The sequence below is a fragment of the Mycobacterium lehmannii genome (genome assembly GCF_002245535.1).
GTDB lineage: Bacteria > Actinomycetota > Actinomycetes > Mycobacteriales > Mycobacteriaceae > Mycobacterium > Mycobacterium lehmannii.
This window is the reverse complement of the sequence record NZ_NKCN01000007.1, coordinates 76,292-99,058: the sequence shown is the minus strand read 5'-3', so window position 1 is coordinate 99,058 and position 22,767 is coordinate 76,292. Positions and strand designations below refer to the sequence as shown.

Genomic DNA, 22,767 nt, shown 5'->3' with positions numbered 1-22,767 from the left:
ATGTGACCAGCGGTAGCGGTTAAGGTGTTCCGTCATGACAGAGCAGACGCATGCTGATGTCGCCGGCGGGGCAGCCCCGACGGTCGGGGTGGTACGCGAATCAGAAGCCGACGAGCGCCGCGTCGCACTGGTGCCGAAGGCCGTCGCGTCGCTGGTGAAGAGTGGTGTGGCCGTCGTCGTGGAATCCGGCGCGGGCGAGCGGGCCCTTCTGCCCGACGACCTCTACATCGCAGCGGGCGCGACGATCGGTGACGCATGGAGCACCGACGTCGTGGTCAAAGTTGCGCCGCCGACCGCCGAAGAGGTCGCCAAGCTCACGAGCGGGCAGACGCTGATCGGTTTCCTCGCCCCACGCAACGACGACAACCAGATCGCCGCCCTGAAGGCCGCAGGTGTGCAGGCCTTCGCCGTCGAGGCGATCCCGCGCATCTCGCGCGCCCAGGTGATGGACGCGCTGTCGTCACAGGCCAACGTCGCGGGGTACAAGGCCGTGCTGCTGGCGGCTTCGGAGTCGACCCGGTTCTTCCCGATGCTCACCACGGCCGCAGGCACCGTGAAACCGGCCTCGGTGCTGGTGCTCGGCGTCGGCGTGGCGGGTCTGCAGGCGCTGGCCACCGCCAAGCGGCTCGGCGCGCGCACCACCGGCTACGACGTGCGTCCCGAGGTGGCCGATCAGGTCCGCTCGGTCGGCGCGCAGTGGCTCGAGCTCGGCATCGAGGCGGCCGGGGAGGGCGGCTACGCCCGCGAGCTGTCCGACGAGGAACGCGCGCAACAGCAGAAGGAACTGGAGCAGGCGATCACCGGCTTCGACGTCGTGATCACCACCGCGCTGGTGCCCGGCAGGCCGGCGCCCCGACTGGTGACCGCCACTGCGGTCGAGGGGATGAAGCCGGGCAGCGTGGTCGTCGACCTCGCCGGCGAGACGGGCGGCAACTGCGAGCTCACCGAGCCGGGGCAGACCGTGGTCCGCCACGGCGTCACGATCGCCTCACCGCTGAACCTTCCGGCCACCATGCCCGAACACGCCAGCGAGCTGTACTCGAAGAACCTGACCTCGCTGCTGGAGCTCCTGATCAGCGACGGCAAGCTCATGCCCGATTTCGATGACGAGGTGGTGGCGGCCTCCTGCGTCACCCGGGGAGAAAACTGATGTACGACAACCTGCTGGCCAATCTCGCGATCCTGGTGCTCGCCGGGTTCGTCGGGTTCGCCGTGATCTCCAAGGTGCCCAACACCTTGCACACACCGCTGATGTCGGGCACCAACGCCATCCACGGCATCGTGGTGCTCGGTGCGCTGATCGTGCTGGGTGATCTGCCCGCAGACGCGCCATGGGGTGTGCGGACGATCGCGTTCGTGGCGCTGATCTTCGGCACCCTCAACGTGATCGGCGGCTTCCTGGTCACCGACCGGATGCTGGGGATGTTCAAAGGGCGGAGGCCCGCCCAGAACACCGAGCCCAAAGCTGTTGAGGCGGCTGACAAGTGAACTATCTCGTCACCGTCCTCTATATCGTCGCGTTCTCGCTGTTCATCCTCGGCCTGTCCGGGCTGACCGGGCCCAAGACCGCGGTGCGGGGCAACTGGATCGCCGCGACCGGTATGGCGATCGCCGTGATCGCCACGCTGATCAAGGTGCGCGACACCGCGCCGATCAACTGGGTGCTGATCGCGGCCGGATTGGCGCTCGGTGTGATTCTCGGTGTGCCACCGGCCAAGAAGACCAAGATGACCGCGATGCCGCAGTTGGTGGCGCTGTTCAACGGCGTCGGCGGCGGCACGGTCGCGTTGATCGCGTGGGCGGAGTTCATCGAGACCGACGGCTTTGCGCATTTCACGCCCGACCAGCATCCGACGGTGGCGTTGGTGGCGGGGTCGCTGCTGGCCGCGATCATCGGATCGGTGTCGTTCTGGGGTTCGCTGGTGGCGTTCCTCAAACTGCAGGAGTCGATCCCCAAAAACGTCGAGAAGCGACTTGTCGCTTCCGCGAAGGTGTTCCAGGCCGCCAATGTGGTGCTGCTGCTCGGTGCGACCGCCGCCGCGATCTACATCGGGCTCAACGCCGGCACGGGTAGCCCCGGGTGGGCAATCGCGTTGGTCCTGGTGTTCGCCGGCCTGATGGGCCTGTTCGTGGTGTTCCCGATCGGCGGTGCGGACATGCCGGTCGTCATCTCGTTGCTCAACGCGCTGACTGGATTGTCCGCGGCCGCAGCGGGTCTGGCGCTGGACAACACCGCGATGATCGTCGCGGGCATGATCGTCGGCGCATCGGGTTCGATCCTGACCAACCTGATGGCCGTGGCGATGAACCGGTCGATCCCGGCGATCGTGTTCGGCTCCTTCGGCGGCGGCGCCGAGGCGGTGGCCGGGCCGGGCGGCGACCAAGGCACGGTCAAGGCCACCTCGGCCGCGGACGCCGCGATCCAGATGGCCTACGCCAACCAGGTGATCGTCGTCCCGGGTTACGGCCTGGCCGTCGCGCAGGCCCAGCACACCGTCAAAGAGATGGCCGACCTGTTGGAAAGCAAAGGCGTCGAGGTGAAGTACGCCATCCATCCCGTCGCGGGCCGTATGCCCGGGCACATGAACGTGCTGCTGGCCGAGGCCGATGTCGAGTACGACTCGATGAAGGAGATGGACGACGTCAACGGCGAATTCGGCCGCACCGACGTCACTTTGGTCATCGGCGCCAACGACGTCACCAATCCGGCCGCGCGTAACGACCCGTCGAGCCCGATTCACGGTATGCCGATCCTCAACGTCGACGAGTCGCGGTCGGTGATCGTGCTCAAGCGGTCGATGAACGCGGGCTACGCGGGTATCGAGAACCCGCTGTTCTTCCTCGACCAGACCTCGATGCTGTTCGGCGACGCCAAGAAGTCGGTCACCTCGGTGATCGAGGAACTTAAGGCGCTCTAGCGCTACCTGCGAGCCGTAAGCTCAAGCGGGTGACGGAGCGACGTTCGCCGGTCGAGGTGCTGCTGGCCCGTGCGGGCGGCGTGCGCGGACTGGTCTACTCCGCGCTGCCGGTCGCGGTGTTCGCGGTATCGTCGCCGACGCTGGGCCTGCTGGTGGCCACCGGAGCCGCCGTGGGCGCCGCGGCCCTCGTGGCGATTGCGCAACTGCTGCAACGCGGTTCGATTCGGCCGGCCCTGTTCGGCTTCGCCGGGGTGGCGGCCTGCGCGGTCGTGGCCTTGATCACCGGCCGCACCAAGGACTTCTATCTGCCGGGGATCTGGATGTACCTCGGTCTGGCGATCGCGTTCACCACGTCGTTGGTGGTGCGGCGTCCGCTGGTCGGAGTCGTGTGGGCGTGGATCACCGGACGCGACAGTGCCTGGCGGCAGGTCCCACGGGTGCGCCTGGCTTTCGACATCGCCACCGCAGTGATGGCCACGTCGTCGTGGTCGCGCTTTCTGGTGCAGTACCACCTCTACGACACCGACCGGGAGGGACTGCTCGCGGTGGCCCGTGTCGCGATGGGGTGGCCGATATTCGTGATCACCTCGTCGGTGATCTACCTCGCGATCCGCACGGCGCTGCGCACGCTGCCGCGCGCCGCCTGACGCCGGGCGATTCATCCGGCGCCGGTCGGGTAACCGGACGGCATGGACATGCACGCCCTCCTTCAGATGCCCGAATCTGCCGACTCTCTCGATGTCGTCGCGGACGCGACAGCCGACGCCGTCGACCGGGTGCTCGGTGACGGCGCGTTGGCACGGGGACTGCGCGGCTCGTGGCTGGGTCACCCCACCCATCCGCTGATGATCACCCTGCCGATCGGCGCGTGGATGTCGTCGATGGTGCTGGATCTGGTGTTCAAGGACCGCGATGCCGCGCGGCAGCTGATCGCGATCGGGTTGGCCGCGACACCGCCCGCCGTGCTGGCCGGGCTGGCGGAGTTCCCCACGCTGGGGACGCGGCAGAGGCGGGTCGGCCTGCTGCACGCGGCGGGCAACACGGTCGCGGCAGTGTCGTTCTGGGTGGCTTATCGGAAGTACAAGCGCGGCAAGGTGGGTGCGGCGCGCACGTTCAGCGTGCTCGGGTTGACCGCGGTCTCAGTGGGCGGCGCGCTCGGCGGGCATCTGTCCTACGCTCAGGGCGCGGGTGTGCACCGCTGGCAGTTGACGGGTTAAACCGGCGGATAAGCCGGCGGCGGGTAAACCCCGCGAAGAATCCACGCGAACCAATTCACGCCGTACTCCAGCTCGTCGCTCGCGTCATAGTCCGGATTCGGATCCATGGGGTCACCTCTCGAGTACGGGCCGGTTATGAGGGAAGTCTAGACCCGCCGTGCGGCCGGCGACACCCCCAACACCTACACTTCCAACCAGTTGATTGACACCCGGACGAGGTTCCGGCCTGCATATAGTGAGTCGCCATGCCCTCTGCGGACGCCGCCACCCCGAACGGGAGGACCCGGCGCGACGAGTTGTTGGCCGTCGCGACCAAGCTCTTCGCCGCCCGCGGCTACCACGGCACCCGGATGGACGACGTCGCCGACGCGGTCGGCCTGAACAAGGCGACCGTCTACCACTACTACGCCAGCAAGTCGCTGATCCTCTACGACATCTACAAGGGTGCCGCCGACTTCACCGTCGACGCGCTGCACGACGATCCGTCGGCGTCCGCGCGCGAAACGATCTACCACTTCACCCGCCGGCTGCTCGTCGGCATCGCCAGCGACATCGAACGCGCCGCCGTCTACTTCCAGGAGGGCCCCTACATCGGCGAGTGGTTCACCGAAGACCAGGTGGCCTACATCCGGGAGAAGGAAACGCAGGTCTACGAACACGTGCGCGACGTCATCGATCGCGGCATCGCCAGCGGCGAGTTCTACGACTGCGATTCGCATGTCCTCGCGCTCGGCTACATCGGCATGACACTGGGCGCCTACCGCTGGCTGCGGCCGCACGGCCGACGCACCGCACAGGAGATCGCGGTCGAGTTCAGCACGGCGCTGCTGCGCGGTCTGATCCGTGACGAGACCGTGCGCACCGAGTCGCCGCTGGGCGTGCCTGTCGACGCCCTGCCCGGGGAACCCGACACCGCGACCGCACCGTGAAGTCGCTGCTGCTGTCGCGCCGCGACCTCGGCTTCCTGCTGTATGAGTGGTTGACGGTCGAGGAGTTGACCGAGCGCGAGCGGTTCGGCGAACACTCGCGCGAGACCTTCGACGCGGTGCTGGAGCTCTGCGAGCAATTGGCGACGCGGTACTTCGCGCCGCACAACAAGAAGAGCGATGCCAACGAGCCGACCTTCGACGGTGAGAAGGTGACCGTCATCCCCGAGGTCAAGGAGGCCTGGGATGCGTTCGCCGAGGCCGACCTCATCGCGATGTCGATGGAACACCGTCTCGGCGGCGCGCAGCTGCCCGCGACCGTGGCGCAGGCCGCCTTCGCCTGGTTTTCGGCGGCCAACCTGAGCACGACGGGCTATCTGATGCTGACGATGGCCAACGCCAACCTGCTGGCCCGCTTCGGCACCGACGAGCAGGTCGAGGAGTTCGTCAAACCGATGCTGGCCGGGCGGTTCTCGGGCACCATGGCGTTGTCGGAGACCCAGGCGGGTTCGTCGCTGGCCGACATCGTCACCCGCGCCGAACCGGCCGACGACGGCACCTACCGGCTGTTCGGATCGAAGATGTGGATCTCGGGCGCCGAACACGAACTCACCGACAACATCGTCAACCTGGTGCTCGCCAAGATCCCCGGCGGCCCACCGGGAACCAAGGGCATCTCGCTGTTCATCGTGCCCAAGTACCTGACCGACGGCGACGGCGCGATCGGCGAGCGCAACGACGTCGTCCTGGCCGGGCTGAACCACAAGATGGGTCAACGTGGCATCACGAACACGGTGCTCAACCTCGGCGAGGGCGCGTACACACCCGACGGGAAGCCGGGTGCGGTCGGATACCTCGTCGGTGAGCCGCACCGCGGGATCGCCTACATGTTCACGATGATGAACGAGGCGCGCCTCGGCGTCGGGATGGGTGCGGTCGCGCTCGGTTACACCGGCTATCTCAAGTCGGTGCAGTACGCCCGCGAGCGCCCACAGGGGCGACCGGTCAGCGACAAGGACCCGTCGACGCCCCAGGTGCCGATCATCGAGCACGCCGATGTCAAGCGAATGCTGTTGGCCCAGAAGGCCTATGCCGAAGGTGGGCTGGCGTTGCTGCTGTACTGCGCCAAGCTCGTGGACCTGCAGCACAGCGCGGCCTCCGATGAGGAGCGCGACAGCACCACGTTGCTTCTCGAGATGCTGACGCCGGTCGGCAAGAGCTGGCCCTCGCAATGGTGTCTGGAGGCCAACAGCCTGGCGATCCAGGTGCACGGCGGCTACGGCTACACCCGCGAATACGACGTCGAGCAGCACTACCGCGACAACCGGCTCAACCCGATCCACGAGGGGACACACGGCATTCAGAGCCTGGACCTGCTTGGCCGCAAGGTCCCTGCGCGCGGGGGTGCCGGGCTGGCGGCGCTGGGTGCGGCCATCGGGGTGACGGTGACCGAGGCCGGTCAACTCGGCGGCCAGATCGCCGAACACGCAAGCCTGTTGGACGCCGCATGGCAGCGACTCACCGCGGTCACTGCCGACATGTTCGGCTCCGGTGACGTCGAGGCTGCGATGGCCAACAGCGTGATCTACCTCGAGGCGTTCGGGCACATCGTCGTGGCCTGGATGTGGCTGCAGCAGGAGATCGCCGCGCACGGCCGCAGCGGGGAGTTCTATGACGGCAAGCGCCAAGCCGCCCGCTACTTCTTCCGGTACGAACTGCCCAAGACCGCACCGCAGCTCGACCTGCTCGCCAGCCTCGACCGCACGACGCTGGAGATGCGCGACGGCTGGTTCTGACGCCTAGTCGAACCGGATGACCTGGCGTACGGCCCGGCCATCGGCCAGTTCGTCCATGCCGGAATTGATTTCGTCGAGCGTGATCGTCGACGACACCAGCGACTCGACCGGCAACCGTCCCGCACGCCACAGGCCGACGAAGTGGGGGATCTCGCGCGAAGGCACCGCCGAACCGAGGTAGCTGCCGATCAGCGAGCGCCCCTGGGCGACAAAACCCAACGGCGACAAGGATATACGCGCATCGGGTGGAGGCAGGCCGACCGTCACCGTGCGACCCCCTGCCGCGGTGAGGTCCACCGCGGTTTCCAGGGCGCTCGGATGACCGACCGCCTCGATCACGACGGCGGCTTTGAACCCGCTCTCACGAGCTTCCTCCGGGGTGTAGGCGTCGTGGGCTCCGAGGCCGCGGGCCCGTTCGAGTTTGTCGGGTAGCTGGTCGATTCCCACCACGCGGACGTCGTCGGCAGCCAGTGCGGTGAGCACCGCGGCCATCCCGACACCGCCGAGGCCGACGACGGCCACGGTGTCGCCAGCTCGCGGTCGGCCGGCGTTGATCACCGCACCGCCCCCGGTCAGCACCGCGCAGCCCAGTAGCGACGCCACCGCCGCGGGCACGTCGTCGGGCACCGGCACGACCGAACGGCGGTCGACGACTGCGTGGGTTGCGAAACCGGAGACGCCGAGATGGTGATGGACCGGTGCGCCGTCTTGCGACAACCGGCGCCCACCGGTCATCAGCGTGCCCGCCCCGTTGGCCGCCGAACCCGGCTCACAGGGCGTGAGACCGTCCGTCGCGCACGCCGGACACTGGCCGCACCGAGGCAGGAACGTCATCACCACGCGGGCGCCGACCTCCAGGTCGGAGCCGCCTGCGCCGATCTCCTCGACGACCCCGGCCGCCTCATGGCCGAGAAGCATGGGCACCGGCCGCACACGGTTGCCGTCGACCACCGACAGGTCGGAGTGACACAGACCCGCGGCCTCCACCCGCACCAGCAGTTCCCCAGGGCCGGGCGTGGCGAGGTCGAGTTCGCCGACCGCCAAGGGTTTCGACTCCGCGTACGGCCTCGGCAGGCCGATCTGTTCGAGTACGGCGCCGCGGATTCTCATCTCTACAGCTTGCCGTCACCTCTGCTGAGCCGACAATCCGATGAGCCGGTTGGAACTACGCTGCTGGGGTGCGCAGCCGAGGCCGGGCTCCAGCTTGACTGAGACACTCCCGTCATGACCGACCGCGCGCAGGTGCCGACCGCAGCAGACTTCCCCGTGCACTGGCCGGTGACCACCAGGTGGGCCGACAACGACATGTTCGGACACCTCAACAACGCGGTGTACTACGAGCTGTTCGACTCGGCGATCAACGGCTGGATCAACACCAGCCTCGGGATCGACCCGCTGACCGTGCCCTGGTTGGGTGTGGTGGCCGAGTCGGGATGCCGGTACCTGGCCGAGCTGCGGTTCCCCGATCCGCTCACGGTCGGCCTGGCGGTCACCCGGCTGGGCACCAGCAGCGTCACCTACCGGTTGGGGCTCTGGCAACACGACGGCCCGACCGCGGCGGTCGGGCACTGGGTGCACGTCTATGTGGACCGGGACGGCCGGCGGCCGGTGCCGATCCCGGCGTCGATCCGCGAGCTGCTGGAAAAGGCGCGCTTCGACCATCAGGAGTAGTCGATATGCTCGTCGGATGCCGCTCGTGAGCAAAACCGTCGAGGTGGCGGCCTCCGCCGAGGCGATCATGGGGATCGTCGCCGACTTCGAGGCCTACCCCCTGTGGAACGAAGAAATCAAAGGGTGCTGGGTGCTGGCCCGGTACGACGACGGGCGGCCCAGCCAGTTACGTCTCGACGTCGTCGTGCAGGGGCAGGCGGGCACGTTCATCACCGCGGTCTACTACCCGGGCGAGAACCAGATCTTCACGGTGCTGCAGCAGGGCGATCATTTCGACAAGCAGGAGCAGAAGTTCTCGGTGGTTCCGATGGGCCCCACCTCGCTGCTGACCGTCGACCTCGACGTCGAGACCAAGCTGCCCATCCCGAAGCAGATGGTGAAGAAGGCGATCGGGGAAACGCTGGACTACCTGGCCGACAACCTCAAGGCTCGCGCCGAACAGCTGGCCTCCAAGTAGGGCCGGTTCGTCAATCGGGCAGCGCATCCAGCCACTTCTCGAAGTCGCGGCCCGCGAGCATGTCGGCTTCGGCACGCAGGTCGAGCGCCCGCTTGCGAATCCGGTCTGCGGTTGAGCGCGGGGTGTCACCCGGGCCGTAAAGTCCGCGCCGCAGCCGCCGCACCCGGCCGTGTGCGATCTCCCAGCGCAAGGCGTCGGAGACCCACTTGGGGGCCGGTCCGGGGAGAGCGAAGTTGTAGTAGTCGAGTGCGTCGATCAAGTCGGGAATCGTCGTGGGGCCGTGCTGGGACAGATGGAACGTCAGCACGTACCGCAGTTCGACGCCGTAGATGTGTCGCTTCCTGGTCATGGCGACGAATGTGCCGCGGGCATCCGACAGTTCCCGTCCACCGCGTCACATCGTCCACAGGCGGCCCCACGCGATCCCCAGGCGGCCCCAGGCGTCGCTGCCGACCATTCGTGAAGGTGCCCACCTTGCAGCGAAAAAGTCGCTGGCAGCGAATTATTCGCTGATAGCCGGGCACCGGTCCAGGTGGTCGGGCAGCGGGTCGGTTTCAAACGGGTGCCGGCGCGAAGCGCCGCCAGCCTCAGCTCCACAACCCCGTCTCGTCGAGGCGCGCGATCAGCCGCTGGGCCCCGTCGGTGAACTCGCCGGCAGTCAGCGCGATGGCGGTGTCGACGTCGCGTCGACGCAGCGCCGCGATGAGCTCGCGGTGGGTCGCCACCGCCGAACCCCCCCACTGCGGGTCGCCCGCGTAGATCTGCCCGGGCAGATAGCGCGCGACGTGCAGAAGGAACCAGGCCAGCTTGATCCGGCCGGTCGACCGGTTGAACGCGCGGTGGAACGCGAACTCCGCGGCGGCGATCTCGGCGATGTCGTGGCGGGTGACCGTGGCTTCGAGCTCGTCGTTGAGCCGGTCCAACTCGTCGATCTCGTCGGTGGTGATGCGTTCGGTGGCGGTGGCCGCGAGCTCCCGCGCGATCGTCGCCTGCAGCCAGAAGATGTCCTCGACGTCGGCGCGGGACAGCGGCACCACCACGTGGCCGCGGTGCGGCTCGAGCTGCACCATGCCCTCACCGCGCAGCGTGCGCAGCGCCTCGCGCACCGGGGTGATGCTCACCCCGAGCGTGGCGGCGGTCTCGTCGAGCCTGATGAAGGTGCCCGGCCGCAGCACACCGGTCATGATGTCGGCGCGCAGACGCGCCGCGACCTCGTCGGACAGTTGTTCACGCCGCACTCCCCGCGGCGGCCTGGGAAGCCGGGCGGTCGGTGCGTTCACTGTGTTCTCCGGTGCGTTCTGGCCATCAACGACGAGGAAATGACGGGGGCTTGTACCCGAGCGGCCGAGGCCATAGTGTGACCGGGGCAACACCATGTTTGATCAAATGTCAAACGCGCGCAACCCCGAGATCCGATGGAGCAGCAGCAGGTGAGTTCCCTTCCCCCGCCGGACCCCGACCCCACTGCACAGCCGTACCTCGCCCGCAGGCAGAACTGGACGAACCAGCTGGCCCGCCATGCGCTGATGCAGCCCGACGCCACCGCTTTGCGCCACCTCGGCAAGACCACGACCTGGCGTGAGCTAGACGAGCGGGTGAACGCCCTGGCCGGCGCATTGAGCCGCCGCGGGGTGAGCTTCGGCGACCGGGTGCTGATCCTGATGCTCAACCGCACCGAGTACGTCGAGGCGTTCCTCGCGGTCAACAAGCTCGGAGCGGTTGCGGTACCGGTCAACTTCCGCATGACCCCGCCCGAGATCGCGTACCTGGTCAGTGACTGCCAAGCCACGGTCGTCATCACCGAGGCGGTACTGGCCACCGTCGCCACCGCGGTCCGCGACATCGACTCGACGCTGACCACCGTCATCGTGGCCGGCGGCGCCACCGAAAACGACGTGATCGGCTACGACGACCTGATCGCCGAGCCCGGTGAGCCGGCGACGGTCGTCGACATCCCCAACGACTCCCCTGCGCTGATCATGTACACCTCCGGCACCACGGGCCGGCCCAAAGGCGCGGTGCTCACCCACACCAACATCGCCGGCCAGGCGCTGACGTTCCTGTTCACCAACGGCGCCGACATCAACAACGACGTCGGGTTCATCGGCGTGCCCATGTTCCACATCGCCGGCATCGGCAACATGATCCCCGGCCTGCTGCTGGGCCGGCCGACGGTCATCTATCCGCTGGGCGCCTTCAATCCCGATGAGCTGCTCGACGTCCTCGAAGCCGAGCAGGTGACCGGGATCTTCCTCGTGCCCGCACAGTGGCAGGCGGTGTGCGCCGCGCAGAAGGCACGGCCGCGTCAGCTGCGGCTGCGGGTGCTGTCCTGGGGCGCCGCGCCGGCGTCGGACACCCTGCTGCGCCAGATGGCCGAGACCTTCCCCGGCACCCAGATCCTGGCCGCCTTCGGCCAGACGGAGATGTCGCCGGTGACCTGCATGCTGTTGGGCGAGGACGCGATCCGCAAACTGGGATCGGTCGGCAAGGTGATCCCCACCGTCGCGGCGCGGGTGGTCGACGAGGACATGAACGACGTCCCGATCGGGCAGGTCGGCGAGATCGTCTACCGCGCACCGACTCTCATGGCCGGTTACTGGAACAACCCCCAGGCCACCGCGGAAGCGTTTGCCGGCGGCTGGTTCCACTCCGGTGATCTCGTCCGCCAGGACGAGGAGGGCTACGTCTGGGTGGTCGACCGCAAGAAGGACATGATCATCTCCGGCGGAGAGAACATCTACTGCGCCGAGGTCGAGAACGCACTCGCCGCCCACCCGGCCATCGCGGAGGTCGCCGTCATCGGACGTCCCGACGATAAATGGGGCGAGGTTCCCGTCGCTGTCGTCGCCCTCGGCGCGCCCGATCAGACCGATCTTGACCTGCGCGAGCTCGACGCGTTCCTCGACGAACGGCTCGCCCGGTACAAGCATCCGAAGGCCGTCGAGGTCGTTGATGCGTTGCCGCGCAACCCCGCCGGCAAAGTCCTGAAAACCGAACTGCGTGCACGGTTTGGAGCCGACAAGCCGGTTGACGCCGCTGAAAGTAGCTCCGAGGGAGCGGTTTCTGCTGCACCACAGCCGAATTAGAGAACGGAATCGGGTTTGCTAACGGTTACGGGCACAATCCGCCCGATGCCCTGCACGGCAGGAATCGCATCGGGTACATTCCTGTGGTCTGTCTTACTACCGACTGGTAGCGAGACGGGGATAACAACAATCAGGTCGGGGCAAGGAGGGGTCGTGCGACAGGGGCTGCCGGGGCACCACGACAGTCGCCGTTGCGCCGCGGGAGCACACTGGTGACGGCGTCGACCGGGGTCGTCGGTTACGTACGTGACCAGGTCCGACCGGGTCTGGAAGCGGTCGGCGGATTCGTGCGCATGTGCGTGCTCGTCGGCAAAGCCCTGTTCAAGCCGCCGTTCCAATGGCGCGAGTTCATCCTGCAGAGCTGGTTTCTGATGCGCGTCGCGTTCCTGCCGACGCTCGCGGTCTCCATCCCGCTGACCGTGCTCCTGATCTTCACGCTGAACATCCTGCTGGCCGAGTTCGGCGCCGCCGACGTGTCCGGCGCCGGCGCGGCCATCGGCGCGGTTACCCAGCTCGGTCCCCTGGTGACAGTGCTCGTCGTCGCCGGGGCGGGCTCGACCGCCATCTGCGCCGACCTCGGGGCTCGAACCATCCGCGAGGAGATCGACGCGCTCGAGGTCCTCGGCATCGACCCGATCCACCGCCTGGTGGTGCCCCGCGTCGTCGCCTCCACCTTCGTCGCCCTGCTGCTCAACGGCGCGGTGATCACCGTCGGCCTGGTCGGTGGCTTCATCTTCGGCGTGTACCTTCAGAACGTCTCGGCCGGTGCCTACGTCTCGACTCTGACGCTGATCACCGGGCTGCCCGAGGTCCTCATCTCGATCATCAAGGCCATGACGTTCGGCCTGATCGCCGGTCTGGTCGGCTGTTATCGCGGTCTGACCGTCGCCGGCGGCGCGAAGGGCGTCGGCACCGCGGTGAACGAGACCCTGGTGCTCTGCGTCATTGCGCTGTTCGCGGTGAACGTGGTCCTGACCACGATCGGCGTCCGGTTCGGAACAGGGAGCAGTTGAGGTGTCTACGACAACGGTCCTGCGTTCTCGGTTTCCGCGGGGGTTCAGCCGTGCCCAAAGCGTCGCGAGTGCACCCGCGCGGTTCCTCGACAGCGTCGGGCACGTCGCGTGGTTCGTCATCACCTCTGTCGGGTCGATCGGCCACGCACTGCGCTACTACCGCAGGGAGACGCTGCGTCTGATCGCCGAGATCGGCATGGGCACGGGCGCGATGGCCGTGATCGGCGGGACGGTCGCGATCGTCGGCTTCGTGACCTTGTCCGGTTCGTCGCTGGTCGCGATCCAGGGCTTCGCCTCGCTCGGCAACATCGGTGTCGAGGCCTTCACCGGCTTCTTCGCCGCGTTGATCAACGTGCGTATCGCGGCACCGGTCGTCGCGGGTCAGGCGCTGGCCGCCACGGTCGGCGCCGGTGCCACCGCGGAGCTGGGCGCCATGCGCATCAGCGAGGAGATTGACGCTCTCGAGGTGATGGGAATCAAGTCCATCTCTTATCTTGTCTCGACCCGAATCATGGCCGGGTTCATCGTCATCATCCCGCTGTACGCGATGGCGATCATCATGAGCTTCTTGTCAGCGCAGGTCACTACTACGTTGTTCTACGGCCAGTCGACCGGCACCTACGACCACTACTTCCGCACGTTCCTGCGTCCGGATGACGTGTTCTGGTCGTTCATCCAGGCGGTCATCATCTCGATCATCGTGATGCTAAACCACTGCTACTACGGCTACTTCGCCAGCGGCGGTCCGGTCGGTGTGGGTGAGGCCGTCGGTCGCTCGATGCGTGCTTCGCTGGTGGCCATCGTTTGTGTGGTCCTGTTCGCCTCGTTGGCGCTTTACGGCGTCGACCCCAACTTCAACCTGACGGTATAGCGCCATGACCGCACCCCTGAACAATCCGCGCACACCGCCCTACAAGCTGGCCGGGATCGTCCTGACCATCTTCGCGATCGGCGCGTTGATCTTCGTGTATTTCCAGTTCCGCGGGGAGGTTCCGTGGCTGCCGCGCGAGAAACTCACGCTGTTGTCGGGGCGTGCCGGCCTGTCGATGGACCCCGGCGCGAAGGTGACCTACAACGGCGTGGAGATCGGCAGAGTCGGCGCTGTCGACGTGGTCGACGTCGGTGGTGAGCCGAGAGCGAAGATTCTCCTCGAAGTCGACCCCAGGTACCTCGAGCTGATTCCGAAGAACGTCGATGCCAGCATCGACGCCACGACGGTGTTCGGCAACAAATATGTCAACTTCTCGAGCCCGAAAAACCCCACCGAGCAACGCATCACGTCGTCGGACGTGATCGATGTGACGTCAGTCACCACCGAGTTCAACACGTTGTTCGAAACCGTCGTCTCTGTCTCGGAGCAGGTCGACCCGATCAAGCTGAACCAGACGCTGGCCGCGACAGCCGAGGCCCTCGACGGGCTGGGCGACCGGTTCGGGCAGTCGATCATCAACGGCAACGAGATCCTCACCGACGTGAACGCCCGGATGCCCGAGCTCCGCCGCGACACCCGGCTGCTCGCCGACCTCGGCGAGGTCTATGCCGACGCGGCACCCGACCTATTCGACGGGTTGGAGAACGCGGTGACCACAGCCCAGACGCTCAACGAGCAGCAAGCCAACATCGACCAGGCGCTGATGGCGTCGATCGGTTTCGGCAACACTGGGGCCGATATCTTCGAGCGCAGCGGGCCGTATCTGATCCGCGGCGCCGAGGATCTCGTCATCACATCGGAGTTGCTCGACGAGTACAGTCCCGCGCTGTTCTGCACAATTCGAAACTTCCACGACGTCGAACCCAGGTTCGCAGCCTCACTGGGCGGGAACGGGTACTCCCTGAGAACGCTGTCCACAATCGCGGGCGCCGGTAACCCATATGTTTATCCGGACAACCTCCCGCGGGTGAACGCCCGGGGCGGCCCGGAGGGCCGGCCGGGCTGCTGGCAACCCATCACGCCCGAGCTGTTCCCTGCGCCGCTCCTCGTCGCGGATACCGGTGCGTCGAACGCGCCGTACAACCATTTCGAACTGGGCCAGCCGCTGCTGATCGAATACGTCTGGGGACGTCAGGTGGGGGAGTACACGATCAACCCATGAAAATCACCGGTACTGCCATCAAGCTCGGGGCCTTCTCTCTGGTGCTGCTGCTCTTCACGGCGATGATCGTCGTGGTGTTCGGTCAGATGCGCTTCGACCGCACCACCGGGTACACGGCGATATTCTCCAACGCGAGTGGCCTGCGTGCCGGGCAGTTCGTCCGTGCCTCGGGCGTCGAGGTTGGCAAGGTTTCCGGGGTCGAGCTGATCGACGGGGGATCGAAAGCGAAGGTGGACTTCGCCGTCGACCGCTCGCTGCCGCTTTTCGAGGGGACGACCGCGTCGGTGCGGTATCTCAACCTGATCGGCGACCGCTACCTGGAGCTCAAGCGGGGAGACAGCGACAGGCGGATGCCCGGCGGTGCCACCATACCGATCGAGCGCACCGAACCCGCGCTCGATCTCGACGCGTTGATCGGCGGATTCCGGCCGGTGTTCCGAGCCCTCGATCCCGAAAAGGTCAACAGCATCGCCCAGTCGATCATCACCGTCTTCCAGGGGCAGGGCGGCACGCTCAACGACATCCTCGACCAGACCGCGTCGCTGACATCCGCGTTGGCCGACCGGGACCAAGCTATCGGAGAGGTGATCCGCAATCTCAACACCGTGCTTGACACGACCGTGCGCCATCAACGGCAGTTCGACGAGACCGTGCAGAACTTCGAAACATTGATCACCGGGCTGAAGAACCGCGCCGATCCGATTGCCACTTCGGTGGCCGGAATCAGCGACGCGGCCGGGACGGTCGCCGATTTGCTCGCCGACAATCGCCCGCTGTTGCAGAGCACGATCAGCTATCTGGAGGCGGTTCAGCAGCCCCTGGTAGAGCAGCGTGACGAACTCAACAACATCCTCGTCAGACTGCCAACCGCATTCAAGATCATCGGACGCAGTGGCGGTATCTACGGCGACTTCTTCAACTTCTACTCTTGCGACATCTCGTTGAGAATCAACGGGTTGCAGCCCGGCGGGCCGGTCCGCACGGTCAAGCTGTTCAGCCAGCCATCGGGTAGGTGCACGCCACAATGAGGACGCTCGAAGGGTCGGATCGGGTCCGGAACGGACTGATGGGGATCATCATCGTGATTTTGGTGATCGGCGTGGGACAGAGCTTTGCCAGCGTACCGATGTTGTTCGCGCAACCCACCTACTATGCGCAGTTCTCCGACACCGGTGGTATCGGCGAGGGCGATAAGGTGCGCATCGCCGGTGTCGACGTGGGCCTCGTCAAAAGCATGCGGATCGACGGCGATAAGGTTGTCATCGGTTATTCGCTGGGCGGCACCCAAATCGGGAAGGACAGCCGGGCCGCCATTCGCACTGACACGATTCTGGGCCGTCGCAACATCGAGATCGAACCGCGCGGCACCGAACCTCTGCGCGCAAACCAGGTGCTGCCGCTCGGGCAGACCACCACGCCGTACCAGATCTATGACGCATTCTTCGACGTGACGAAGGCGGCCTCGGATTGGGACACTCAGACCGTCAAACGCTCGCTCAATGTGTTGTCGGAAACGATTGATCAGACCTCACCCCATCTGAGCGCCGCGCTCGACGGGGTTGCCCGCTTCTCTGACACCATCGGTAAGCGCGACGAGGACATCAAGCAACTGCTGGCCAACGCCAATAAGATCGCCGGCATCCTTGGCAGCCGCAGCGAGCAGATCAAGAACCTATTGGTAAACGCGCAAACGCTGCTCGGCGCCATCAACGAGCGCAACTACGCGGTCAGCATGCTGTTGGAGCGGGTCGGTTCGTTCTCCGAACAGGTCAAGGGTCTGATCGACGACAACCCCAACCTGAACCGCGTCCTCGAACAGCTACGGGTAGTCAGCGACGTGCTGCGCGAGCGCCAGTTCGACTTACAGGAAACGCTGATCACGGTGGCGAGTTTCGCGGCGTCGTTAGGCGAAGCGTTGGCCTCCGGTCCCTACTTCAAGGTCATGCTGGTGAACCTGCTACCGGGCCAGATCCTACAACCGTTCATTGACGCCGCCTTCAAGAAGCGCGGTATCGATCCAGAGAAGTTCTGGCGCGACGCTGGCCTGCCCGCCTGGCGTTTCCCGGACCCGAACGCCCAGGGTTTCGAAAACGGCGCGCCGCCGCCGAGCCCCGCAGTGATCGAGGGCACCCCGGAGAACCCCGGACCCGGTGTGCTGAAGGGTTCGCCGTGCTCGTACACGCCACCGGCCGACGGGCTGCCGCGGCCCGGCGACCCGCTGCCGTGCGCCGACCTTTCGGTGGGACCGTTCGGCGGTCCCGCATATGGGCCGCCCAATGTGGCCACCTCCGACCCGAACATGCACGGCCCGCAACCGTCGCCGGGCGTGCCCGCCGCCGCGATCCCCGGTCAGATTCCGCCGAGTGTGCCTGGGGCGCACGGCCAGCTTCCGCCCGCACCGCCGGGGGCCCGCACCGTGCCCGTCGGGCAGGACCCTTCGCAGCCCCCATTGCCCGCGGACTTCACGCCCGGCATCGCCCCGCTGCCACCCGCGCTGCCAGCGCCCGCGGTCCCGGGACCTGGTCAGCAACTGGCGCCCGCCGGACAACCGCCCTTACCGGGAAACCCGCCGTTCCTCCCGCCGGGTTCGCAGCAGGGTTAGGGGATAGCAGATGTCGACAATTTTCAACGTCCGAAACATGAAGTTGCCCGCGCTGTCCCGGGCGACGATCGTCATCGGTGCGCTGATCGTGGTTCTCGCGTTGGTGGCCGCCTTCGTCGGGTACAGCCTGTACAAGAAGCTGACGACGAACACGGTGGTGGCCTACTTCAGCGACACTCTGGCGCTGTATCCGGGCGATAAGGTGACGATAATGGGCGTGCGGGTCGGCGAGATCGAAACGATCGAACCGGCCGGCGACCGGATGAAGGTCACCTTCAATTACGCGAACTCCTACAAGGTGCCGGCCAACGCCACTGCGTCCATCCTCAACCCGAGCCTGGTGGCGTCGCGCAACATCCAGTTAGCGCCGGCCTACACGGGCGGCCCGGTGATGGAAGATGGTGCCGTCATCCCGATCGACCGCACCCAGGTACCTGTCGAGTACGACGAGCTGCGGGACTCCATCAATCGGATCTTGACGGACCTGGGCCCAACTCCCGAACAGCCTCGAGGCCCGTTCGGCGACATCATCGATTCGGCCGCCGATGGATTCGCGGGCAAGGGTGAGCAGCTCAACAGGACGCTCAACAACCTGTCAGAGGCGCTCTTCGCGCTCAACGAGGGGCGCGACGACTTCTTCAGCGTGGTCAAGAGCCTGGCACTGTTCGTCAACGCCCTGTATCGCAGCGATCAGCAATTCGTGGCGCTCAACGACGACCTAGCTACATTCACCAACGCATTCACCAACACCGACCGCGAGTTGGCCAACGCCCTTCAGGATCTGAACGAGCTGCTGACGACGACCCGTCAGTTCTTCGACCAGAACGCGGAGGTGTTGACCCACGACGTGAACAATCTCGCCGAGGTGACAACTGCGATTCTTCAGCAGGAGCCGCGCGACGGACTGGAAACCGCGTTGCACGTGTTCCCCAACCTCGGCGCGAACTTGGTCAACATCGTCTCACCGGTCACCGGCGGCATTAACAGTTATGCCGTGATCAACAACTTCGCTAATCCGCTGCAGTTCATCTGTAGTGCCGTTCAGGCCGGTAGCCGGCTCGGATACCAGGAGTCGGCAGAGATGTGCGCGCAGTACCTGGCGCCGATCCTGGACGCGATCAAATTCAACTACCTGCCGTTCGGTGTCAACCAGTTCAGCTCCGCGATGACGCTGCCGAAGCAGGTTGCGTACTCCGAGCCACGGCTAAAGCCGCCGGCCGGTTACAAGGACACGACGGTGCCGGGCATCTGGTCGCGGGACACGCTGTTCTCTCACGGCAACCATGAGCCGGGCTGGGTCGCCGCACCGGGCATGCAGGGCATCGACGTGCAGCCGTTCACGGCGAGCATGATGACCCCGGAATGCCTAGCGGAATTGTTGGGCGGACCCGACTGCCCGATCCCCGCCGCGCCGCCTGCGTTCGGGACGACGCGCGACGGCAACCTGCCCGGTCCGCCGAACGCGTTCGACCAGAACAACCCGCTGCCGCCGCCGTGGTACCCGCAGCCCGGACCACCACCGCCGCCGGCGCCGGGCGTTATTCCAGGCGACCCGGGTGGAGCGGCGATGGCCGGCCCGGTACCGGCTCCCGCCGCCGGCGCCCCCGCACCCGCGGGCCCCCCGCTTCCAGCAGAGGCAGGTCGATGATGATCGCGCTCAAATGGAGAAGGCTCGCGCAACGCGCTCTCGCGCTCGGGGCGGTCGCTCTGGTGCTGAGTTCCTGCGGTTCCTGGAAGGGCATTGCCAACGTGCCGCTGCCCGGGGGCCCGGGTACCGGTTCGAATGCGACGACGATTTACGTGCAGATGCCGGACACTCTGGCACTCAATGTCAACAGCCGCGTGCGAGTGGCCGACGTCTACGTCGGTCGAGTACGTGCCATCGAACTCAAGAACTGGGTCGCGACCTTGACCCTCGATGTCGAGCCCACAGTGGAGTTGCCGAAGAATGCGCTGGCACGAATCGGGCAGACGAGCCTTCTCGGCTCGCAGCATGTAGAGCTCGAATTACCGCCGGATCCATCACCCCAACCGCTGCGTGACGGTGACACGATCCCACTGCAGAACGCGTCGGCTTTTCCGACCACCGAGCGGGTGCTGGCGAGCATCGCCTCCATCCTGCAGGGCGGCGGGGTGCAGAACCTCGAGGTCATCCAAACCGAGATCTACAATGTGCTCAACGGCCGAGCCGATCAGATCCGCGATTTCCTCAGCAAGCTGGATACGTTCACCGACGAGCTGAATCAGCAGCGTCAGGACATCACCCGCGCGATCGAGTCGACAGACCGACTGCTGTCGATCGTTGCCCAGCGCAACAACACGCTGGACCGGGTGCTCACCGAGTTCCCGCCACTGATCAAACATTTCGCGGATACCCGCGATCTGTTCGCCGACGCGGTCGAGGCGATCGGCCGGATCAGCGTCGCGGCCGACAACGCGGTGGCGCCGGCCAGCGAAGATCTGAATACCAACCTCGTCAACCTTCAGCGGCCGCTCAAGCAACTGGGCCGTGCTGCGCCGTATGTCATCGGTGCGCTCAAGCTCCTGCTCACTGCACCCTTCTCGATCGAGAACGTCCCGAAGGCAATTCGCGGTGATTACGTCAACGCGTCACTCACGGTCGACTTGACACTCTCAGCGCTCGATAACGCTGTCCTGTCGGGCACCGGCATATCGGGCATGCTGCGTGCACTTGAACAGTCCTGGGGTCGCGATCCGGCGACGATGATCCCAGATGTGAGGTTCGTGCCGAATCCGCACAATGCGCCGAACGGCCCGCTGGTCGAAAGGGGTGAGTAAGCGGTGCTGACCCGGTTCATCAAATTCCAGCTGACGCTGTTCTCCATCCTGACGATTGTCGCCATCGTGGTACTGGGTTGGTATTACCTGCGGGTTCCAAGCATTATGGGTATCTCGCAGTACGAGTTGAAAGCCGAACTCCCGCGCTCGGGCGGGCTCTACGCGACCGCCAACGTCACGTACCGCGGAACCCAGATCGGCAAGGTGACGTCGGTCGAGCCCACCCAGACCGGTGCGATAGCCGTGATGAGCATCGACAACCGATTCAAGATCCCGGCTGATGCGACCGCCAACGTCCACTCCGTGTCAGCAATTGGAGAGCAATACCTGGACCTGGTGTCAACCGGCAACCCGGGTCAGTACCTGTCGCCTGGTTCGACCATCACCGACAGCACCGTGCCCAGTGAAGTGGGTCCGGCACTCGATGCGGCCAACCGGGGCCTGGCGGTATTACCGAAAGAGAAGATCGACACGCTGCTGACCGAGACCTCGCAGGCCGTCGGGGGTTTAGGCCCGGCGCTCCAGCGGTTGGTCGACTCGACGACCAATATCGCGCAGGGGTTCCAGCAGAATTTGCCGCAGGTCAACGACATCATCGAGAACGCAGCACCGATCCTGGACAGCCAGGTCCAGTCGGGCGACAACATCGAGCAGTGGTCGCGTAACCTCAACATCCTGGCAGCGCAGTCTGCCGAGCAGGATGCTGCGCTGCGCAGCGGACTGCAGCAGGCCGCCCCGACGCTGGATCAGGCGAATGCGGTATTCGGTGGTGTTCAGGAGGCGTTGCCTCAGACGTTGGCGAACCTCACGATCGTGATCGACATGCTTAAGCGCTATCACAAGGGCGTCGAACAGTCGTTGGTTCTCTTACCTCAGGGCACTGCGGTGGCGCAGGCCGGCACGATATTCGAGGGTTACGGCCTCCTGCCCTTGACTCTCGGAGGGATTAACCACACGCCGCCGTGCTTCACGGGTTTCCTGCCGGCGTCCGAGTGGCGCTCGCCCGCCGACACCAGCATGGCGCCGTTGCCGCGCGGCACATACTGCAAGATTCCTCAGGAGTACCAGGGTAACGTGGTTCGCGGTGCGCGTAACTATCCGTGCGCTGACATCCCTGGCAAGCGTGCAGCGACGCCGATGGAATGCCGCAACAACGAACCGTATGTTCCGTTGGGCACGAACCCGTGGTACGGCGACCCCAACCAGATCCTGTCCTGCCCGGCTCCGGGCGCCCGCTGCGACCAAGGTGTCAACCCCGGCCGTGGTGTCATCCAGGCGCCGTCGGTCAACAGTGGCATGAACCCCGCACCGGCTAGTGACCTGCCGCCGCCGAATTCGTCGGCGCCGGTCAGCGACCCGCTGAGCCCTCCCGGACAGGGCAACGTTGTCTGCAGTGGACAGCAGCCCAACCCCTGCGTCTACACTCCCGCTCCAGGGCCACCCGGCTCCACAGCGGTGTACAGCCCGACCAGCGGCCAGGTGGTCGGACCCGACGGCGTGAGGTACAACGTCAGCAACTCGAATAGCACAGGAGACGACGGATGGAAGGAGATGCTGGCACCCGCCAGCTGAACCCCACCGATGCTGATGAGACGCCCGACGAGTCGTTAGCAGTATCCCCAGACAGCGAAGCTACCGAGAACCCGGACAGCCCCGAGGACGGGACCCCGGCCAAGCCCCGCCGCCCGTCGCGGATCGGCCGCGGTCTGGCCGTCGGCATCTCCGCGGCGCTGCTGGTGCTGGCCACCGCCGGCGGCGTCGCGGGATTCCTGTTGCTCAAGAACGACCAGAAGGTGGTGGCCGGTGACCGTGCGGAGGCCGCCGCACTGCAGGCGGCCAAGGATTGTGTGGCGGCGACGCATGCCCCGGACACCGCCGCCATGACCGCGGCTCAGTCCAAGATCATCGAGTGCTCGACCGGCGACTTCGCCGTCCAATCCTCGCTTTACGCCGGCGTGCTGGTCGATGCGTACCAGGCCGCGAACGTACAGGTGCAGGTGTCGGATATGCGAGCCGCGGTGGAGAAACACAACGGCGACGGGACATTCGACGTCCTCGTCGCGGTCCGGGTGAAGGTCACCAATTCCGATGTCGCCGATCAGGAGCAGGGCTATCGGCTTCGCGTGAAGATGGCGCCCGACGACGAAGGCACCTACAAGATCGCCAAACTGGACCAGGTCACCTCGTGA

22 protein-coding genes and 1 pseudogene are annotated in these 22,767 nt (G+C 66.0%); 19 read left to right on the top strand and 4 right to left on the bottom strand.

All coding sequences use genetic code 11. The annotated features are described in order from the left end of the window. Positions 1 to 34: 34 nt before the first annotated feature. The 5 genes from CEX87_RS10455 to CEX87_RS10435 all read left to right on the top strand — a co-directional run bounded on the left by CEX87_RS10455 (position 35) and on the right by CEX87_RS10435 (position 4,135). Positions 35 to 1,150 (top strand): Re/Si-specific NAD(P)(+) transhydrogenase subunit alpha, encoded by a 1,116-nt coding sequence (locus CEX87_RS10455; RefSeq protein ID WP_064427984.1) that lies wholly within the window; start codon positions 35 to 37, stop codon positions 1,148 to 1,150. After that, the gene (locus CEX87_RS10450) at positions 1,150 to 1,488 is read left to right on the top strand and encodes an NAD(P) transhydrogenase subunit alpha part 2 (protein ID WP_064394622.1); all 339 of its coding nucleotides are present in this window, start codon (positions 1,150 to 1,152) and stop codon (positions 1,486 to 1,488) included. Before CEX87_RS10455 ends, CEX87_RS10450 begins: the two co-directional genes overlap by 1 nt. Next, positions 1,485 to 2,918, top strand: a complete 1,434-nt coding sequence (locus CEX87_RS10445; protein ID WP_064427985.1) for an NAD(P)(+) transhydrogenase (Re/Si-specific) subunit beta — start codon at positions 1,485 to 1,487, stop codon at positions 2,916 to 2,918. Before CEX87_RS10450 ends, CEX87_RS10445 begins: the two co-directional genes overlap by 4 nt. Before the next feature lie 29 nt (positions 2,919 to 2,947). Continuing rightward, on the top strand, positions 2,948 to 3,565 hold the full coding sequence (locus CEX87_RS10440) for a DUF3159 domain-containing protein (protein WP_094287048.1): 618 nt from the start codon (positions 2,948 to 2,950) through the stop codon (positions 3,563 to 3,565). 66 nt (positions 3,566 to 3,631) lie between these two features. Next, entirely contained in the window at positions 3,632 to 4,135 is a 504-nt protein-coding gene (locus tag CEX87_RS10435; RefSeq protein ID WP_233151336.1) for a DUF2231 domain-containing protein, read from the top strand. Here CEX87_RS10435 and CEX87_RS27360 read toward each other — a convergent pair. Next, positions 4,132 to 4,245: pseudogene (locus CEX87_RS27360) on the bottom strand (CAP domain-containing protein); the annotation flags it as partial. The gene CEX87_RS10435 and the pseudogene CEX87_RS27360 overlap by 4 nt on opposite strands. 135 nt (positions 4,246 to 4,380) lie before the next feature. Between CEX87_RS27360 and CEX87_RS10425 the strand changes: the two are divergent. Together CEX87_RS10425 and CEX87_RS10420 are read left to right on the top strand one after the other, a co-directional pair. Continuing rightward, the gene (locus tag CEX87_RS10425; RefSeq protein WP_064427986.1) at positions 4,381 to 5,064 is read left to right on the top strand and encodes a TetR/AcrR family transcriptional regulator; all 684 of its coding nucleotides are present in this window, start codon (positions 4,381 to 4,383) and stop codon (positions 5,062 to 5,064) included. Then, complete coding sequence (locus CEX87_RS10420) at positions 5,061 to 6,857, top strand: acyl-CoA dehydrogenase (protein WP_094287046.1); 1,797 nt, start codon at positions 5,061 to 5,063, stop codon at positions 6,855 to 6,857. Before CEX87_RS10425 ends, CEX87_RS10420 begins: the two co-directional genes overlap by 4 nt. A 3-nt stretch (positions 6,858 to 6,860) precedes the next feature. On the opposite strand, the gene CEX87_RS10415 is transcribed toward CEX87_RS10420, so the two are convergent. Next, the gene (locus tag CEX87_RS10415) at positions 6,861 to 7,967 is read right to left on the bottom strand and encodes an alcohol dehydrogenase catalytic domain-containing protein (protein ID WP_094287044.1); all 1,107 of its coding nucleotides are present in this window, start codon (positions 7,965 to 7,967) and stop codon (positions 6,861 to 6,863) included. Positions 7,968 to 8,081: 114 nt separating this feature from the next. Between CEX87_RS10415 and CEX87_RS10410 the strand changes: the two genes are divergently transcribed. Both CEX87_RS10410 and CEX87_RS10405 read left to right on the top strand, forming a co-directional pair. Further along, a complete protein-coding gene (locus tag CEX87_RS10410; protein ID WP_064418128.1) occupies positions 8,082 to 8,528 on the top strand; it encodes an acyl-CoA thioesterase in 447 nt (148 codons plus the stop codon). 16 nt (positions 8,529 to 8,544) lie between these two features. After that, a complete protein-coding gene (locus CEX87_RS10405) occupies positions 8,545 to 8,985 on the top strand; it encodes an SRPBCC family protein (RefSeq protein ID WP_064418129.1) in 441 nt (146 codons plus the stop codon). Between the two features lie 10 nt (positions 8,986 to 8,995). Here the strand turns inward: CEX87_RS10405 and CEX87_RS10400 are convergent, their stop codons facing one another. After that, positions 8,996 to 9,334: a hypothetical protein gene (locus tag CEX87_RS10400; protein ID WP_064418130.1), complete on the bottom strand. Its 339-nt coding sequence runs from the start codon at positions 9,332 to 9,334 to the stop codon at positions 8,996 to 8,998. Positions 9,335 to 9,572: 238 nt separating this feature from the next. Then, on the bottom strand, positions 9,573 to 10,265 hold the full coding sequence (locus tag CEX87_RS10395) for a GntR family transcriptional regulator (protein WP_064418131.1): 693 nt from the start codon (positions 10,263 to 10,265) through the stop codon (positions 9,573 to 9,575). A gap of 150 nt (positions 10,266 to 10,415) precedes the next feature. Here CEX87_RS10395 and fadD5 point away from each other — a divergent pair, with 150 nt between their 5' ends. From fadD5 to CEX87_RS10345, 10 genes are all read left to right on the top strand, one after another. Continuing rightward, positions 10,416 to 12,071 carry a fatty-acid--CoA ligase FadD5 gene (fadD5, locus tag CEX87_RS10390; RefSeq protein ID WP_416171899.1) on the top strand — a complete coding sequence of 552 codons (1,656 nt, stop codon included), beginning with the start codon at positions 10,416 to 10,418 and terminating at the stop codon, positions 12,069 to 12,071. Between the two features lie 212 nt (positions 12,072 to 12,283). Continuing rightward, positions 12,284 to 13,084 (top strand): MlaE family ABC transporter permease, encoded by an 801-nt coding sequence (locus tag CEX87_RS10385; RefSeq protein WP_064418133.1) that lies wholly within the window; start codon positions 12,284 to 12,286, stop codon positions 13,082 to 13,084. Between the two features lies 1 nt (position 13,085). Continuing rightward, the gene (locus tag CEX87_RS10380) at positions 13,086 to 13,955 is read left to right on the top strand and encodes an MlaE family ABC transporter permease (RefSeq protein WP_066841968.1); all 870 of its coding nucleotides are present in this window, start codon (positions 13,086 to 13,088) and stop codon (positions 13,953 to 13,955) included. A gap of 4 nt (positions 13,956 to 13,959) precedes the next feature. Then, positions 13,960 to 15,177, top strand: a complete 1,218-nt coding sequence (locus CEX87_RS10375) for an MCE family protein (protein WP_064418135.1) — start codon at positions 13,960 to 13,962, stop codon at positions 15,175 to 15,177. Next, on the top strand, positions 15,174 to 16,205 hold the full coding sequence (locus CEX87_RS10370; protein ID WP_064418136.1) for a virulence factor Mce family protein: 1,032 nt from the start codon (positions 15,174 to 15,176) through the stop codon (positions 16,203 to 16,205). Before CEX87_RS10375 ends, CEX87_RS10370 begins: the two co-directional genes overlap by 4 nt. Next, on the top strand, positions 16,202 to 17,779 hold the full coding sequence (locus CEX87_RS10365; RefSeq protein WP_064418137.1) for an MCE family protein: 1,578 nt from the start codon (positions 16,202 to 16,204) through the stop codon (positions 17,777 to 17,779). Before CEX87_RS10370 ends, CEX87_RS10365 begins: the two co-directional genes overlap by 4 nt. 10 nt (positions 17,780 to 17,789) lie before the next feature. Further along, positions 17,790 to 19,427 (top strand): virulence factor Mce family protein, encoded by a 1,638-nt coding sequence (locus tag CEX87_RS10360; protein WP_068196456.1) that lies wholly within the window; start codon positions 17,790 to 17,792, stop codon positions 19,425 to 19,427. Beyond that, positions 19,427 to 20,578, top strand: coding sequence for a virulence factor Mce family protein (locus CEX87_RS10355; protein ID WP_369816181.1), 1,152 nt, complete (start codon positions 19,427 to 19,429; stop codon positions 20,576 to 20,578). The genes CEX87_RS10360 and CEX87_RS10355 overlap by 1 nt, the downstream gene beginning before the upstream one ends. 3 nt (positions 20,579 to 20,581) lie before the next feature. Continuing rightward, on the top strand, positions 20,582 to 22,150 hold the full coding sequence (locus CEX87_RS10350) for an MCE family protein (RefSeq protein WP_064418140.1): 1,569 nt from the start codon (positions 20,582 to 20,584) through the stop codon (positions 22,148 to 22,150). Next, entirely contained in the window at positions 22,120 to 22,767 is a 648-nt protein-coding gene (locus tag CEX87_RS10345; protein WP_064418141.1) for a hypothetical protein, read from the top strand. Before CEX87_RS10350 ends, CEX87_RS10345 begins: the two co-directional genes overlap by 31 nt.

Coding starts and splice junctions, on each gene's coding strand:
- CEX87_RS10425 (WP_064427986.1), top strand. CDS start 4,381: ATGCCCTCTGCGGACGCCGCCACCCCGAACGGGAGGACCCGGCGCGAC.
- CEX87_RS10410 (WP_064418128.1), top strand. CDS start 8,082: ATGACCGACCGCGCGCAGGTGCCGACCGCAGCAGACTTCCCCGTGCAC.
- CEX87_RS10345 (WP_064418141.1), top strand. CDS start 22,120: ATGGAAGGAGATGCTGGCACCCGCCAGCTGAACCCCACCGATGCTGAT.
- CEX87_RS10370 (WP_064418136.1), top strand. CDS start 15,174: ATGAAAATCACCGGTACTGCCATCAAGCTCGGGGCCTTCTCTCTGGTG.
- CEX87_RS10400 (WP_064418130.1), bottom strand. CDS start 9,334: ATGACCAGGAAGCGACACATCTACGGCGTCGAACTGCGGTACGTGCTG.
- CEX87_RS10450 (WP_064394622.1), top strand. CDS start 1,150: ATGTACGACAACCTGCTGGCCAATCTCGCGATCCTGGTGCTCGCCGGG.
- CEX87_RS10355 (WP_369816181.1), top strand. CDS start 19,427: ATGATCGCGCTCAAATGGAGAAGGCTCGCGCAACGCGCTCTCGCGCTC.
- CEX87_RS10360 (WP_068196456.1), top strand. CDS start 17,790: ATGTCGACAATTTTCAACGTCCGAAACATGAAGTTGCCCGCGCTGTCC.
- CEX87_RS10455 (WP_064427984.1), top strand. CDS start 35: ATGACAGAGCAGACGCATGCTGATGTCGCCGGCGGGGCAGCCCCGACG.
- CEX87_RS10405 (WP_064418129.1), top strand. CDS start 8,545: ATGCCGCTCGTGAGCAAAACCGTCGAGGTGGCGGCCTCCGCCGAGGCG.
- CEX87_RS10435 (WP_233151336.1), top strand. CDS start 3,632: ATGCCCGAATCTGCCGACTCTCTCGATGTCGTCGCGGACGCGACAGCC.
- CEX87_RS10365 (WP_064418137.1), top strand. CDS start 16,202: ATGAGGACGCTCGAAGGGTCGGATCGGGTCCGGAACGGACTGATGGGG.
- CEX87_RS10375 (WP_064418135.1), top strand. CDS start 13,960: ATGACCGCACCCCTGAACAATCCGCGCACACCGCCCTACAAGCTGGCC.
- CEX87_RS10415 (WP_094287044.1), bottom strand. CDS start 7,967: ATGAGAATCCGCGGCGCCGTACTCGAACAGATCGGCCTGCCGAGGCCG.